Source organism: Vibrio sp. 16, from assembly GCF_963681195.1.
Classification (GTDB): Bacteria; Pseudomonadota; Gammaproteobacteria; order Enterobacterales; family Vibrionaceae; genus Vibrio; species Vibrio sinaloensis_D.
The window spans coordinates 909,969-926,364 of record NZ_OY808998.1 but is presented as its reverse complement, the minus strand read 5'-3'; the positions used below and the strand labels follow the sequence as shown (position 1 = coordinate 926,364).

The 16,396-nt window shown below is 48.4% G+C and carries 11 protein-coding genes; 6 read left to right on the top strand and 5 right to left on the bottom strand.

Annotated features, from left to right (window positions below):
- Position 1: 1 nt before the first annotated feature.
- Complete coding sequence (locus U9J37_RS18480; protein WP_005469410.1) at positions 2-1,438, bottom strand: coniferyl aldehyde dehydrogenase; 1,437 nt, start codon at positions 1,436-1,438, stop codon at positions 2-4.
- Between the two features lie 368 nt (positions 1,439-1,806).
- On the opposite strand from U9J37_RS18480, the gene U9J37_RS18475 reads away from it, so the two are divergent.
- The 5 genes from U9J37_RS18475 to U9J37_RS18455 all read left to right on the top strand — a co-directional run bounded on the left by U9J37_RS18475 (position 1,807) and on the right by U9J37_RS18455 (position 8,726).
- On the top strand, positions 1,807-3,555 hold the full coding sequence (locus tag U9J37_RS18475; RefSeq protein ID WP_005469449.1) for an SgrR family transcriptional regulator: 1,749 nt from the start codon (positions 1,807-1,809) through the stop codon (positions 3,553-3,555).
- 201 nt (positions 3,556-3,756) lie between these two features.
- Entirely contained in the window at positions 3,757-4,746 is a 990-nt protein-coding gene (locus U9J37_RS18470; RefSeq protein ID WP_038188156.1) for an ABC transporter substrate-binding protein, read from the top strand.
- 85 nt (positions 4,747-4,831) lie between these two features.
- Positions 4,832-5,731 (top strand): ABC transporter permease, encoded by a 900-nt coding sequence (locus tag U9J37_RS18465; RefSeq protein WP_005469046.1) that lies wholly within the window; start codon positions 4,832-4,834, stop codon positions 5,729-5,731.
- A complete protein-coding gene (locus U9J37_RS18460; protein WP_005469405.1) occupies positions 5,724-6,950 on the top strand; it encodes a quaternary amine ABC transporter ATP-binding protein in 1,227 nt (408 codons plus the stop codon). The genes U9J37_RS18465 and U9J37_RS18460 overlap by 8 nt, the downstream gene beginning before the upstream one ends.
- Positions 6,951-7,133: 183 nt before the next feature.
- Positions 7,134-8,726: a BCCT family transporter gene (locus U9J37_RS18455; RefSeq protein WP_043886435.1), complete on the top strand. Its 1,593-nt coding sequence runs from the start codon at positions 7,134-7,136 to the stop codon at positions 8,724-8,726.
- A 39-nt stretch (positions 8,727-8,765) separates the two neighbouring features.
- On the opposite strand, the gene U9J37_RS18450 is transcribed toward U9J37_RS18455, so the two are convergent.
- Both U9J37_RS18450 and U9J37_RS18445 read right to left on the bottom strand, forming a co-directional pair.
- Positions 8,766-9,029, bottom strand: coding sequence for a hypothetical protein (locus tag U9J37_RS18450; protein ID WP_043886434.1), 264 nt, complete (start codon positions 9,027-9,029; stop codon positions 8,766-8,768).
- Between the two features lie 156 nt (positions 9,030-9,185).
- A complete protein-coding gene (locus tag U9J37_RS18445) occupies positions 9,186-11,960 on the bottom strand; it encodes a glycoside hydrolase family 3 protein (protein ID WP_043886466.1) in 2,775 nt (924 codons plus the stop codon).
- 141 nt (positions 11,961-12,101) lie between these two features.
- Here U9J37_RS18445 and U9J37_RS18440 point away from each other — a divergent pair, with 141 nt between their 5' ends.
- Entirely contained in the window at positions 12,102-12,983 is an 882-nt protein-coding gene (locus tag U9J37_RS18440) for a helix-turn-helix domain-containing protein (protein ID WP_038212120.1), read from the top strand.
- 138 nt (positions 12,984-13,121) lie between these two features.
- On the opposite strand, the gene U9J37_RS18435 is transcribed toward U9J37_RS18440, so the two are convergent.
- Together U9J37_RS18435 and U9J37_RS18430 are read right to left on the bottom strand one after the other, a co-directional pair.
- A complete protein-coding gene (locus tag U9J37_RS18435; protein ID WP_005469304.1) occupies positions 13,122-14,450 on the bottom strand; it encodes a carbohydrate porin in 1,329 nt (442 codons plus the stop codon).
- Between the two features lie 319 nt (positions 14,451-14,769).
- Positions 14,770-16,356: a glycoside hydrolase family 16 protein gene (locus U9J37_RS18430; protein WP_005469030.1), complete on the bottom strand. Its 1,587-nt coding sequence runs from the start codon at positions 16,354-16,356 to the stop codon at positions 14,770-14,772.
- Positions 16,357-16,396: the final 40 nt, after the last annotated feature.

The window sequence follows — 16,396 nt, the reverse complement described above, 5'->3', positions numbered from 1 at the left end:
ATTAACGAATAAACAACTTAGCCAACGCGCTCTGAGCGAGCTTTCGATATTTTAGTATCAGGCGGCTTCTTGGTAACCAGCTTGGCGTCATCAATACAGTTTTGGCTTTAGAAAACGTCATAAAACCTTCAATACCGTGATAATGACCAAGACCAGACTCTCCAATTCCACCAAATGGAGCATCTTCGGCGGCAACATGCAGCAAGGTATCATTGATAGCGACGCCGCCACTGTGCGTATGCTCGATAACTTGACGTTGGAGCACTTTATCATCGGACATCAAATACAGAGCAAGAGGTCTTGGCTTCGAGTTGATGTAGGCAAACACCTCATTAAGATGTTGATAGCCAATCACTGGCAAAATCGGACCAAAAATCTCTTGATTCATCACCAGCATCTCTTCCGTTGTTCCGGTGATTAAGTGCGGCAACATTCTCCGCCCAGATACCTCTACCCCGTCAATGGTATGGATGCCCGCCCCTTTGGTTTTTGCATCCTCTAGCAGCTGAGTTAACCGTTGGTACTGCGCATCATTGATGATCTGAGTGACCGAATCCGCGCCTTTTTTGTCTATATAAAGCGACTTATACCGTTCTAAATAGAGGCGAATGAACGCAAGCTCTTTCCCCTTTGGCACTAGCACATAGTCGGGTGCGACGCATATCTGGCCAGCATTGACCGATTTACCTAACATGACAGCGTCGACGGCGCGGCGAAGCTCGATCTTATCGTCGACAATCGTCGGGGACTTTCCACCAAGCTCTAGCGTGACAGGGGTGAGATTTTTTGCCGCGGCCTGAGCAACAAGGCGGCCAACAGGAGTCGAACCCGTAAAGAGAAGATGATCAAAAGGCAATTGAGAGAAGTGACTGGCAATATCGGCTTCGCCTTCCACTGAGTAAATCTGCTTATCTAACTCTCCAAAAATTTCGCTCAGCACTTGGTTTGTATGAGGAGTATGCTCGCTGAGCTTCACCATCACTCGGTTTCCTGCCGAAATAGCGGTGACAATCGGCGCAATGCTCAAAACAATCGGAAAGTTCCACGGTACAATCACGCCCACTACGCCCAGAGGTTGGTACTCAACACTGACTGAAGATGGCGTTAGCAATAAACCCGCAGAGCGACGACTGGGCTTCATCCACTTTTTAAGGTGCTTAATGGTATAGTTGATGTGCGAAACCGCTGGCAATATGTCGCAGATAACGCTGTCAAACTGGCTGCGAAAACCGTAATCCTCACTGAGCGCATCCGCCAAAACTTGCTGCTTCGCCAACAGCGCACTTTTTAGCAACTTGAGCTGTTCAACTCGTGATTGATAATCAGGGTAAGGTTGAGCGTTGTAGCATGCACTCACTTCGTGAAAGAGCAGCTTAAGATCATGCTCCGATTTGATGTGCTCTTTTTGCCAACGATTCAGGTCAACCACTCTTTCCATAACTTAGCCAATACTTGTAGATAATCTCGGCATAATCTTAGTCACAAATCCCCTGAAAGTCTCGCCTGCTTGGCTCTAGAGTGAGTGCTCTATCTCATTGTTTAACATTTATGCGCATCGTAAGTTGAAAAGAGCACTGGTTGATATGGTCGTGGGGGTGTCAGGAGCATATTGCCAACCAGTGCCCGAGGTGTGGCAAACCACAGAGCCAGTTTGCCGAAAAAACAGGACAACTAAAACTCAGCAATAAAAACAAATTCCTTCCTATTTTTGCCCTATATGCCCACCAAATAGCGAAATCTCGGCTTAAAAGCGCTAATATGAGGAACAAACAAATGCTTTCGCCTTCACCCTATCTGGAGATTATTGTGTCTGACCTCACGCTACTTCGCTACTACACGCGTCTGGTGCCATTGGGCATAAACGAAGAGATCAAAACGTCCTTGCCTGAAGTGGCAGATGCCATGTTTACCAGCACGCGTCATGCACGTAACTTGTTGCAAGATATGCAAAAAATCGGATGGTTAACTTGGTCTCCAAAGGTCGGTCGAAACCAACGTTCCACGCTTTGTTTGGCTTACTCTCTTAGCGATCTCAAAGTCCAACTTGCGACCTTGCGTATCCAAGAAGGGAAGTATGAAAAAGCACTCAGTCTATTAGACGGCGACCAACAAGCCTTTGGTCGACTACTGCAAAGCACCTCGGGGGCGACAGTACGCGAAGGACAGCTGCATATTCAGCTTACTTACAAACGACCTTTCGAACGCCTCGTTCCTCACCATCTGCAACGTTCGAGCGAACGCTACTTGCTAAGGCAAATCTATTGCTGTTTGGTATCCAGTGGGGCCGACGGGGAACTTCAGCCTGAGCTTGCACACCATTGGCATTATGACCAAGCAAGGCGCGAATGGACCTTCTATCTGCGACCTGGTCTCACCTTCCACAACGGTGCTCCGATTGACGCGAGCAGTATTGCAACCTTGTTCAACCAGCTTAAAACATTGGAACATTACCAAAGTGAAATGTCGCACCTTATCGAGGCAACCGCGCCACTTAGCAACAAGGTGGTATTTAAGTTAGCCATACAAGACAAGGGATTTGGCGGTCTAATCTCTGGGGTGAAGTATGGCATCCAGCCACCCGCGCAGTTGGAAAAAACGGATTCAAAGCTCGTCACTGGCAGTGGCGCATTTGCGGTGGTTGAGCACTCTGGCGAACGTCTGCGCTTGGAAGCCTTTGATCACTACTATGCGTGCCGAGCGTTGACCGACCAAGTCACCATTTGGCAGTTGGATGAAAAAGAAATGGTCAACAAGCAGATTGAAACCAATCAGCCAGAAGCGCGCGACCAAGGCTGTAACTATTATCTCTCTCACGCTGTGGAGCCAAAAGCGCAAGTAGCCAGCCAACAATCGCGAGTGGAAGATGGCTGTCTGTTTGTTCTTTTTAACCAACAATCTCCATCGACGCTGAGTGATAAACAACGTCGGTATCTATCCAGTTTTATCCGTCCCGAAATAATCTTAAAGCAGCTCGAGCAAACCAATACGCTGTTTGGCTGTGAAATTGCCTCTAACCTCTTGCCCATGTGGCACAAAATCGTCAGACCAGACGCGCCCAAAGTGACGCTTCCAGAGCATATTTCCATTGCAGTATACGACTACACGGCCCTTAAAAACTGTGCATTAGCACTTCAATCCATACTGGAGAAACAAGGAACGCACGTTAGCGTCAACACCTACTCATTTCGTGAAATCAATCAGTTGGCTATGGAAGGAAAGCTCAACGAATCGCTTATTCTGACCAACATTAACCTGGACGACAATCGGCACGCGTCCGCCTTCAACAGCTTGTATCACAATCCGGTATTACAAAGCTGTATTGGTCATGAATCTAAGGTTTGGCTAACTCAGGCTTTAAGCGATTTGCGAGCACAAACACCTCTGCCAGACTACTTAGACGCTCTTGAGCCCATCGCCTCAGCCTTAATCAATCAATACTGGCTAACGCCGCTGTTTCATCATCGACAAACGTTGCGCTTTCATGGTGTGCTCAAGGACGTAGAACTCACTAACTGGGGCTGGCCTGACATTAAGAATGTCTGGTCCGCAGATTAATCATTTGAGCTCGAACTAACAAAGTTGACATGCCGATCTAACCCCAGCTTTCACTAAGCAATAAAAGTAAATTCAACCGCTTATTTGTGAAATAGATCATGAAATTATTGAATCCAAAGCCCAAAATCGACAAATTTTAATTTGAACTCTAATCATTAGATCTCTATTTTTATAAGGCATTCATTAAAAAGGGAAATTATGATGAGAGTAACAACGGCTGCATTGTTAGTAATGAGCGCAACCGCTCTAAATGCGCAGGCTAGCGAATGTGGCAAAGTGACCATCGCGGACATGAACTGGAACTCAGCGACGGTTATTGCCAACATTGACCGCTTTATTCTTGAGCATGGGTACGGCTGTGACGCTGAACTTATTCCTGGCGATACTATGCCGACAGGCACCTCGATGATTGAAAAAGGCCAACCTGATGTGGCCCCAGAATTGTGGAGTAATAGCCTAAAAGATGCGCTCGACAAGGGGGTAGCAGATAAGCGCTTACGCTATGCTGGTAAATCTCTGGTCGATGGTGGTGAAGAAGGTTTTTGGGTTCCAGCAGCACTGGTTGAAAAGTACCCTGAGATTGCCACCATTGAAGGGGTGAAAAAACACGCAAAATTGTTTGAGCACCCAGAAGACCCCGATAAATCCGCTTTTTACAGCTGTCCAGCCGGTTGGAACTGTCAAATCAGTGCGGGTAACCTGTTCAACGCAATGGAGTTAGACAAAGCCGGATTTGCGATTGTCGATCCAGGTTCGAGCGCGGGTCTTTCAGGCGCTATCGCGAAAGCGAATGAGCGCGGAGAAGCATGGTTTGGTTATTACTGGGCACCTACTGCTGTATTGGGCAAATACGACATGGTGAAAGTTGACTTTGGCAGCGGTGTCGATGAAGAAGAATTCGTTAACTGTACCACTCAAAGCGAGTGTGCAAATCCAAAACCAACCATGTACCCACCTTCACCGGTTCATACCATTACCACTGAAGAGTTCGCAACGCGCGCGCCACAAGCCTATGACTACTTCAGTAAACGTGGCTTTACCAACGCAGACATGAACCGCCTGCTCGCATGGATGGAAGATAACCAAGCCGACGGCGAAGAAGCGATGTTCCATTTCCTAGAGGACTATCCGCAAATTTGGCAAGCTTGGGTCTCTCCTGAAGTCGCAAACAAAATCAAACAAGCTCTTTAATCCTGCTAGCCATTCAACGCTAAACTAAAGATGTACTCCTCACCCTACTCATCAACAGGGTGAGGAGAAGAAAAGGAATTTATAGATGTCTAACGAAAACTGGTTCAGTAGCTTTCCAGAAATGGATCGCTCCGATCTGAGGGCTATCCGCAAAACACTCGATGGTGCATATCGCGACTTTTCTCGCGAATATGGCGATATGATCGAATCCTTCTTTGATCCTCTGCTCTCGTTCCTAGTTTGGTTCGAAAAACTGCTTATTTCGACACCTTGGGTCATTACACTCGCGGTGTTTACGGCGCTCGTTTACTTTGCGAGTCGCTCATGGAAACTGGGTGTCGGTTGCCTAGTTTCTCTCTTGCTCATTGGTTATTTCGGCATGTGGGATGACACAATGCGCACGCTAAGCATCATTACTGTCTGTACTATGCTCTCCATTGTGCTTGGAATCCCCATTGGCATTGCCATGGCACGATCCAACCGTGTCCAATCGACGGTGACACCGATGCTCGACATTATGCAAACCATGCCGGCGTTTGTTTACCTGATCCCCGTGGTCATGCTACTAGGTATCGGTAAAATTCCCGGTCTCATCGCGGTCGTCATTTACGCCATCCCGCCCGTCATTCGACTCACCAATCTGGGTATTCGTCTAGTCGACAAAGAGGTATTAGAGGCATCGACGGCGTTTGGTGCCAACGCCAAGCAGAGACTGTTTGGTGTCCAGCTGCCGCTTGCCATGCCAACGATAATGGCAGGTATCAACCAAACCATCATGATGGCACTTTCCATGGTCGTGATTGCGTCGATGATAGGCGTAAAAGGACTGGGGCAACCCGTTCTAAAATCCATTACTAACCAATACTTTACTCTTGGCCTTCTTAATGGTTTTGCCATTGTTGCATTGGCCATCCTATTTGACCGCGCGTCGCAAGCGTACGCCAAACGAACTCAGGCTCACTTAGGAGATCTAAAACATGACTAAGCCTCTTATCGAAATCAGTGGTCTGTACAAGGTGTTTGGTCCAAAACCCGCTTCGGTCATGGAGCGGGTGAAACGCGGTGACAGTAAAGACCAAGTTTTGGCTGATACTGGCCATACCGTAGGTCTCAAAGAGATCGACTTAAAAATCAACAAAGGTGAAATTTTCGTCATCATGGGGCTTTCAGGCTCAGGCAAGTCGACGCTCATTCGCCACTTCAATCGCCTTATCGACCCAACCGAAGGCAAAATTCTGGTGGAAGGCACCGACGTCATGCAGCTCAACCAAAAAGATCTTGAGCAATTTCGTCGCAAAAAGATGTCGATGGTGTTTCAGCGCTTTGGTCTTCTCCCGCACAGAACCGTTGTTGACAACGTCGCCTATGGGCTAGAGATTCAAGGACTCTCGAAACAAGAGAGAACAGACAAAGCATTTCAGTGGCTCGATACCGTGGGTCTAAAAGGGTATGAAAACCAATACCCTTCGCAGCTATCTGGCGGACAGCAGCAACGGGTTGGCCTAGCGCGTGCCCTGTGTACCGATGCAGAAATCCTACTGATGGATGAAGCCTTCTCTGCGTTGGATCCCCTTATTCGCAGTGAAATGCAGGATCAATTGATCGAGCTGCAAGAAAAGCTGCACAAAACCATCGTGTTCATTACTCACGATCTCGATGAGGCGCTACGCCTTGGAGACCGAATTGCGATTTTGAAAGATGGCTTACTCGTACAGCAAGGCACGCCAGATGAAATCTTGCTTAACCCAGCGGATGATTACGTTGAAGCTTTCGTCAAAGACGTGAACCGCGCGCGTGCATTGACGGTTGAAACGGTGATGAATCCTCCAGCGTCACGAATCACGGCAAACACGATTCAAGAAGCCATCGCGCAGATGAAAGGCATCAAACAAGATTACGCCTATCATGTGACCGACGAAGGCTATCAAGGCGTTTTGACCAAAGAGGGACTACTCGATGCTGCCAAGCAAACCTCTACAGAAGAGATCGGCGACGAAATATACGAAGAAGTACCTGCCATTTCGCCAGACTCAGCGATTGAAGAAGTCTTAATGGAAAGTATTTCAAGCGATTATTCGCTCCCCGTCGTGGACGATGAAGGAAATCTTCAAGGCGAGTTGGAACGCAGTGCTGTTGCGGAAATATTTGCCGATAACGTGGAAGGAGAAAATCGCCCCGACCCAAAGCTCCATAAGGCTTCGTAGGCCGATTTTTAAAACATAACACCCGATAAAAAACGCTGGTCTCGCCAGCGTTTTTTATTAGTACTCAATGCAACGACAGGCATGAATTAGAGTCAATTTCGTGATCAAACTTTAGTTTAATTGCTATTTCTGTTAACCTTGTCGCGATTTTTTGTTTCGAACTCTAACTATTTGCGAGGATAAATGAGTAGTACTAAGGATAGGTATAGCATCGAAAACACTGATTACACTGTGGGTCAGGACAACGTCCAGAAATGGGGATTTGACGTTCACAACCCTGTGTTTGGTGCCAGTGCCGGATTAATCATCCTCTTTTTAATTGCCTTGCTGGTTGTGGATCCTGCAACAGCGAAAGCCTCTCTTGATGGTATCAAATGGCAAATCATCGGAAGTTTTGACAACCTCTTCATGTGGTCTGGGAACTTGTTCCTCATTTTCTGTATTGGCTTAGCGTTATCTCCCTACGGCAAAATTCGTATCGGTGGTGTAGAAGCCAAACCGGAGCACTCCAATTTGTCGTGGATTGCGATGCTGTTCGCCGCTGGCATGGGTATCGGTCTTATGTTTTGGGGCGTGGCAGAGCCCGTTGCGTACTTTACTGGTTGGTATGAAACGCCGTTAAATGTCGAGCCATATTCTGAAGAAGCAGTACGTGTGGCATTGGGCGCGACCATGTTCCACTGGGGCTTACACCCTTGGGCAATCTACGCAGTGGTTGCCTTAGCCATGGCATTCTTTGCCTTCAACAAGGGCTTACCACTCTCCATCCGCTCGGTGTTTTACCCACTACTGGGTGACCGTACTTGGGGTTGGTTTGGCCATATCATCGATATTCTAGCCGTACTCGCGACTCTATTTGGTCTTGCGACCTCTCTAGGTCTTGGCGCTCAACAAGCAGCGAGCGGTATTGGTCATGTATTTGGCTTTGAAACTGGCCTTGGCCTGCAATTAGGTGTAATTGCGTTTGTCACGTCACTGGCGGTTGTCTCTGTGGTCCGCGGTATCGATGGCGGAGTAAAAGTCCTCAGCAACACCAACTTGATTGTCGCTTTTGCCCTACTGATGTTTGTAATTTTGGCAGGTTTAGCCGCTGCACTGGGCTCAATTCCAGATACCTTGATTGGCTATGCGGAGAATGTCATTGCCCTGAGTACCCCTCATGGCCGTGAAGACGAAGCTTGGATGCATGGTTGGACCGTATTTTACTGGGCTTGGTGGATCTCTTGGTCACCATGTGTCGGTATGTTCATCGCTCGCGTGTCAAAAGGTCGTACCGTACGTGAGTTCATTACGGCGGTAATCTTAATCCCAACCAGCATTACGCTAATTTGGATGTCGGCGTTTGGCGGTATTGCCATTGAACAGGTGATCAGCAAAGTGGGCGAACTCGGTGAAAACGGGCTCAGTGACATCACCCTTTCACTCTTCTACGCGTATGAAGCGATGCCAATGAGTGAGATCTTATCGGTGATTTCGATTGTGTTGATCATGGTGTTCTTTATCACTTCTTCAGACTCTGCATCACTGGTTGTTGATAGCATCACCTCTGGTGGTAAAGTTGATGCCCCTGTACCACAGCGTATCTTCTGGGCTTCCATCGAAGGTGCTATTGCCGCAGTACTACTGTGGGTTGGCGGTACCGAAGCGATTCAAGCACTTCAAGCTGGTACTATCTCGACGGGCTTACCGTTCACCGTGATCTTATTGGTCATGTGTGTCAGCTTAGTGATGGGGATGCGAACTGAAATGCAGCATCACAAATTAAGCTACGCGTAGTAGAATCAACAAGGCCTGCGATTGCAGGCCTTTTTATTGTTAGTCTCGCGGTTTTTGACACTCTTTTTTATCTTTGGTTAAGTTAGCCAGCGCTCTTGCTTCTATGTTTTCCGAGTCCTGATAAACCTCAAACGCATCACCATTTTTATACCCCGTCAGATGCATGATTGACTGCAGCGCACAGGTGAAAAATGCCATCACTGCAATAATGAACATCACGACACCGCCCACCTCTAACTGCATCATCAACAGCGCGAACCCAAACACAGCCGCCGCAACAATCGCTTTGTTTTTACTATTCATACCACTCCCTAACAACAACGAGCCTTTTGATTGATGGTACAAATAGTGAATCACGCATAGTTTGAGTAAACACTCAGATGCTCATTGAGTTAATAACAGTTGGCTCAAAAAGCCCCCACAGACTTGTAGAGGCTTCACCCAGATCCAAAAGCAGTGCTAAGACAGTTTGAAAGTTAGAGTTTCAATTTCTGCCCCCGGTTTGACGAAATCTATCGACAGATGGTACTGGCCTTTTTCCAGTTGAATCTGAAGGCCATCAACACACACTGACTCCCCACCTGTGCCATTAATTGCCAAACTCATACTGAACTCATCATCAATGTAAAGGCTGCATGAGGACTGAGCCAACGCATCTCGCGAGTACTTCATCACCGCTTGGCATTGGTAAATACCCGCCTGTTCGACCACAATATCCAACTCGATATTCTGTGAGGCGCCGAGCTCCATCGGTACATCGACTGGATGCGCGGTCGTTATCTCCGTCTGTGTTTTGGCTTTAAAGCGTTTGATGGGCTCATAAGCGGTAAGCGGCCTTTCCATCACCGGCGCGTTCAGGATAAAGCGACAAATGTTCATCGCACTGCGTTGCAACTCTGCAAGGGTTAAGGCTCCCGACTCCAGTGCTGCAAGGGTGTCATCTTCCATGGCATTGCGCTGCGCCCCATCATTCTCAACCACCATATAGAGATCGTTTTGCGCACGCAGCATGTAGGAAGTGTAGGTTTTTGACTCCTCTCCCGCCGAGATTGGATTGTTCATCTTCGCCCACCAGTCGGTCATCACAATGCCGCTAAATCCCCACTCTTCGCGTAGCAAGGTGGTATTAAGGTCGTAGTTTGAGGCAGCCCAATGGCCGTTGACTGGGTTATAGGAGGTCATGATTGTCGACGCTTTACCCAGTTTCACCGCCATCTCAAACGGTTTGACGTGAACTTCACGCAAGGCTCGCTCAGACATCACGCTGTCCACGTCTACCCTAGCCGTTTCTTGATCGTTCGCCGCATAGTGCTTAATCGTTCCTGACACGCCCGCTTGGTGTAAACCTAGCGTTTGAGCCGATGCCATCATGCCCGTCAAAAATGGATCCTCAGAGAAATACTCAAAGTTGCGACCATTTAATGGGTGGCGATGAATATTGATCCCAGGGCCAAGCAAGGTATCAATCTGATTGGCACGCAACTCTTGACCAATGAGATTGAACAGTTGTTGGTTAAGCTCTCGGTTCCATGTACAGCCTAGCAATGTCCCGATTGGAACTTGCGTTGCTTTGTGTCCACTGTCCATGCGGATACCGGAAGGCCCATCGGCAGCCGCGGCAATAGGAATACCAAATTCGAACAGACTGTCACACACGCCACCAAATGCGGCCGCCGTGCCTGGGGTCACCTTAGGACTGCACATACCTTCGCCACGCACCAGAATTGCCATTTGTTCCGCCGATAATTGACCAACAAACGCCTCTAACGATGCCTTACCTGATTTAACGTCACCCAGTTTTAAGCCCACGTCTCCCGTTTGCGCGATCTCACGCGGCTGATTGGCTTCTATGCGCTCTCGCATACAAACAGTTCGCTTTGGCGCCACTTCATAGCGAGTCTCATAGACCGCGTGCTCATTCATTTGACCCGGTTTTAATCGCTCAATAGGCTCTATAGGCGCACAGACTTCCTGTAATTGCTCAATCACCAATAAAGTGGTCAAACGCCAAGTCTCATCAATGGGCTGCGCTTGGCGTACGCTGCCACCAAGATAGAAACGATACTCGCCTTCTTCGAGCAAATAACAACTCTTGTGACCCGTTACCCCACTATCGTCATACGATGCGAGTCGATCAATGGGAACCACCAGGTGGAGCACTTGCGACGTGTGAGGAGCCAGCTTGAGTGTTTTATCAAAGGCGATCAAAGCGCGCGCAGGTTTACCCAACTTGCCTTGAGGCGCCTCTACATAGAGCTGAACAACCTCTTTCGCCGAGAAACGATCACCTGTATTGGTGACTTCAATATCGACATGTAACGCTGCTTTTGCCCCCTCCCCCTCAACACGGAAATCAAGCACCCGCTTAGCAAATTCGCTGTATGACAGACCAAAGCCAAATTCGAATTGGACGTGTTGCGGCGCAAAAGTTTCAAAGTAGCGATACCCAACATAGATATCTTCTTGATAGACATTACGCCGCTTGTCGCCAAAATTAGCGGAAGATGGATAGTGCTCAAGCTGGTAGGCAATGGTATCTGTCAATCGACCACTGGGTGATTCGGTACCGGATAAAACATCAGCCAGCGCATCTCCAGCTTCCATACCCGCAGCCCAACTGAACATCACCGCTTTGATAGACTCATACCCCTCTAGCGTCTCCAGCCAAGACATATCCATAATGTTGGTCACGTTCATCACGACAATCACGCAATCAAAATGTCGACACACTTCGACGAGCATCTGAGTTTCTTGGGAGGTCAATCGATAGCTGCCCGGCTGGTCGTCATTATCTTGATCTTCGCCCGCCGTTCGACCAATAAACACAATCGCCTTAGTCGAGTTTTGTGCCGCCTCGCTCACTAAAGTTGAAGTGACGGGCATCTCTTCTTGAAACCAAGGCTCTGCCGCCCAACCGCCACCGCCGTCGTCAAAAGGATGCGCGTCAACCCAACGTCGATACGTTGCCGCTAACTCTGCATTAAGGGTGATGGCAGGGTGTGCCTCTAACCCGTCGAGCGCACTGATTGCGTACGGCACATTCACCGCACCGCCAGAGCCAGTGCCGCTTCGATAGGTGTCGATTTGGCAGCGACCAAACAACGACACCACATCATTGTCAGAAAGCGGTAACGCATGCTGTTCATTTTTAAGCAAGACAATTCCCTCTGTCGCCGCCTGACGACTGACAGGAACTAAGTTCTGTTGCGCGGATTGAATCTGTTTGTTTCGCATAATGGACCACATGATTGAATGATGAATACCTTGTGAGTCACCCAATGTGAGTGACTCACTGTGCTTCTTATACAAAGCATAGTATGCTGACCGCGTTCGCTTATCTCCTAACAAAGCGACACAAATAAGGAAATTAACGACATGGCAATCCGATATAGACTTAGCTCACACCAACGGCACCAACACCTAAGTTTTGCCTTTGTCGATGGCGACCATCAGTCCGATTTCGCCCTGCATCAACATGACTTTTCTGAACTTTTTCTTGTGGTTGAGGGAAGTGGCAAACACTTGGTGGCAAACTACCAATATCCGCTCACTGCGGGGGATGTATTTGTTATAAAGGGCGAAACAGAACACGGTTTTAAAGACGTCAAGGATCTCAAGCTGATTAACTTGATGTTTGATGCCAACGCCCCTTTCTTCGAGCTTCCTTCCATGCGTGCTCTTTCGGGATACCAGGCGCTGTTCAACATTGAGCCTTTGGCGCGGCAAACAACTGACTATCAAGCCAAGTTGACCCTCTCCCAAGCTCAGCTGACGGATATCAAACACCTTCTTGAATCGATCCGAGTCGAGTACGAAACAGGGCAAGCTGGCTTTGAAGTGATGATCAACAGCTTAATGCAGCAATTGATTATCACCTTGGCAAGGATCTACGCCGATCAGCAAGAGGCAGCGCCGAAACCGACACACGCGTTGAGCCGCGCAATGGTTTATATTGAGCAGCACTATACGTCTGGGGAGGTCTCTCCTGAGCATATTGCTCATGCCGCATTCATCAGCCAGCGTCAGTTGGAGAGGCTTTTCAAACAGTATTTAAACAGCTCCCCCAACCAGTACGTCCGCCAACTGCAAATGTCCTACGCCCATAAGCTGATTACGGAAGAGAAACTCACCTCGGTGCAACAGATTGCCGAACAATCTGGGTTTCATGACAGCAACTACTTCTCAAAATGCTACAAGCAGCGCTTTCATCTCACCCCGCGTGAAGAAATAAAAAAAGCCGCTACCATGAGCGGCTAAGTGAGCGTTAGGAGCAGTCCCTAAGTCTTCAGAACGTGTTTGCCTGAACAGTTGCAACACGAAAAAGGATAGTATGAAAAAGGAAGGCATCCTGTTCTTGGCCACAAGACGCCTTCAACATTTGCGCTCGTCAGTGTGTTACCACCACATATCCGCTTGGATACCCACAATAAAGTCGCCATCTTTGCCATTGCCGTCACGGTCTTGTCCGTCAAGGTATGACGCTAGGAAGCGGATTTCTGGATTAGGACCAAAGCCTGAGCTGACGACCATGGTTGGTGCGATAGTTAACTTGTAATCGTAAGAATCGGCTTTTTCGCCATTACGATCTTCGTAGTTGAACATGTAGCCTGCTTCTGTTGCGATAAAGAAGTTGTCAGACACAGGGAAGGTAGGACGTACCATCGCTGACACCCAACCATCACTCGCGCCATTATCAAAGTCATTGTATTGAGTTTGTAGCGAGTGGAAGATGTTCACACCGTTATCGAAGAAATAGCCACCCCAAGCAAGCGCGCGGAAAGAAGTATCGTTGTCATCAACCGCTTTAACACATGAAGTGCCACAGCCCGATCCTGTGGTTAGCCAGCTTTGATAATCACTGCCTGGCTTGTAAGTATTGTATGTCGTAATCGTGCCACCTAGCAGGTTACCCGAGCCCAACCCTTTACCCGCTTGTGCGATGTACTTGGTAAAGCCTTTATCAGACAACCCAAATACCGAGTCGGTATGAACGATGGCTGTCATCTCGTAACCTTTTTCCGCAAAGGCCTCTTCACCCGCGCCAAAACCTAAATCAATCATGTTGTCTGGCATAAACTTCGCCATGGCATGCAGCTCGACGCTACCCAAGTTCACGCCAGCGTGGAACGCGTGCATGATGTTGTTGCCATCACCCCAAAAGCCGGTATCGCCAGAGTCATCACTCGCGATGTAAGCGAAATCCCATTTGTTGCCACCTAGCTCCACACCTTCGATGCCCACACCCGTACCCGACATATCGGTGTAGAAAAAGTCGGTCATAAAGATGTAGTTATCTTTGCCGTAGAATCGTTTACCGCCCCATACAACGCCGGTATCGAAGACACCTTCAAACTCAACAAAAGTTTCCGCCATACCAATTTCGCTGTTGGTGGCATCGGCGTTTGCGCCTAACTGGTTAGTCGCGTATTGCGCGTTATCCGCAGCAGCGCGGGTTTTGATTCGGATCTGCTGGCCCGCATCGTTGACAAAGTTCTTTTGCAGTGCCAATTCAAAGTGGCTATCAGATTCTACGCCTAATCGACCTAAACGCTCTTTCGATGCAGGGAACTTAGCACGCTTGAAGTCATCATTTTTGCTGTAAAGGACACCCGCACGGAAATAACCGTGAAATTCGAATCCTTCGGATTTTTCTGCTAACGCAGGTAGTGAGGTGACTCCAGTCGTCGCGATAAGGCAAGCAAGAGTAATCTTAGACAGTTTCATAGTAACTCCATGTTATTCCGCGCCAAAGAAAGCGCTTTCTTTTGTTTTGATATAAAAATCCAAAAATAAGCAGCATTCAAAAGCGTAGGGCATTCAATAGAGCGATATAGACTCAAATGAAGACAGAGTTGCTATTCATGTTTGGATTGAGGACAGAATACCCACCCACACCCCCTACAAAAAGTTATTCATATCACAAAGAAAACGCTTTCTTTTAAGATCGATCACAAATTCCAATCTGATGATAAGAAGCTCAGGAACAAAAATACCGCGCATCAGGCGCGGTATTTTACGGGTTGGTTGAAGAGCCAAGCAGCGATTACTTGGTCATTCGGATGTTATCCAGCAATATGCTCATTTCTCCGGTCGGCTCAAATACCAGCAAGTTATTGATGTTGGCGGGATCGGCGCTACCGGAAACATAGCGGTTGCCCCCTGCAATGATATCGGCAACAGGGATTGAGATGGTTTGCCAATCGCTCGTCCCATCGAGAGGAACCGTGATATCACTGGTCGCAGGCCAACCACTGTCCATCTTCACGACCAACTCCACACCAACACCGATGCTCTCCACTTTAACGTCAAAGCTCAGTACCCCAGATTCTAACCAAGACGACAAATCGGTCTTTGGTGAGCGGAAGTAGAGGTTGCCTCCACCATTGAGTTTCGAGATAGACAGCACCTTGCCTCGACTCGGCTCATCAACCTCCGCGTGTTCCACAATATCGGTCGGGTCATAACTGCCATAAGCTAAGCTGGTGTTGAGTGAGTCTTCAAATATTATCAACTCGGGTCCATTCGCATAGCTGTCATCTTGAACCAAAATAGCAGGTGGCTGATTTCCTTTTACCAAGGTGGCGTTTTCTGAAGTGGCCGCGCAGCCCTTCCCTTTCCAGCGGTCAACTGAGCAGCGGTACACTTTGACATAATCAACCAACATGGTTTGCGGGAAAATGTCACTATTAACGCCTTTTTCATTCGCATTGGCCGCCCAAGAACCACCAACAGCGACATTGAGCAATAAGTGAAACTTCTCATTGAATGGCGCAAGCGTGTCGGCATTCACCAACTGCCCGTCTTGTTCATACTGAGCGTACCAACCTTCATGAGTTTGCGTTGCATAGTGAATGTTGTCTACATACCAACGAATTTCGCCCTCTTCCCATTCAATAGCGTAAGTATGGAAATCGTCGGCAGGGTTAATCCCATTCGGTAAGGTAACGCCCAACCCACTGTGCACGTTATCTGGCCACGCTTTACCGTAATGCAGTGTCGCATGAATTCGGTTTTCTCCGTCACCCGGTTTCGCGCCTGGCGCATCGGATTGAGTGTTCAGGTTGACCGCTTCAAGAATGTCGATCTCTCCCGAGGCGGCCCAAGTGCCATATTTGCTTTGTGTCGGCAGCATCCAAATCGCAGGCCACGTACCTTGCCCAGATGGCAGTTTGGCGCGAATCTCGAAACGACCATATTTTTGGTCACGCTTGCCTTTGGTTCTCAGCCTTGCCGATGTGTAGGGCAAGGTTTTCGTCGCGCCTCCCTTTACTCCGTCAGGGTTATCAGGTCCGGTAAATGACTCTTTGCGCGCCACAATATGAAGAAAACCGTCTTTAACAAAGGCGTTTTGCTCTCGGTCTGTGTAGCACTGTTGTTCATTGTTACCGCCGCCCCAGCAATTTTGCTCAAACGACCAGTAGCGAGGGTTAATACGCTCGCCATCAAAGTTATCTTGCCACGCAAGCTGCCATTTTTCGCTCGGCGTTATCGTCTCTTGCTTCAACGCCACTGGCTTTTTACCCGTGATAAATGACGCATCTGGGGTGTCTGTCGTACTGGCGCATCCCGCAATGAGCGAGCCCGCAATCGCAGTCAGCATAAGCTGAGTAATCGGTGTTTTATCCAACATAATTATCCTTTCTAACGTGCGATAGGACCCAAGCCCTATC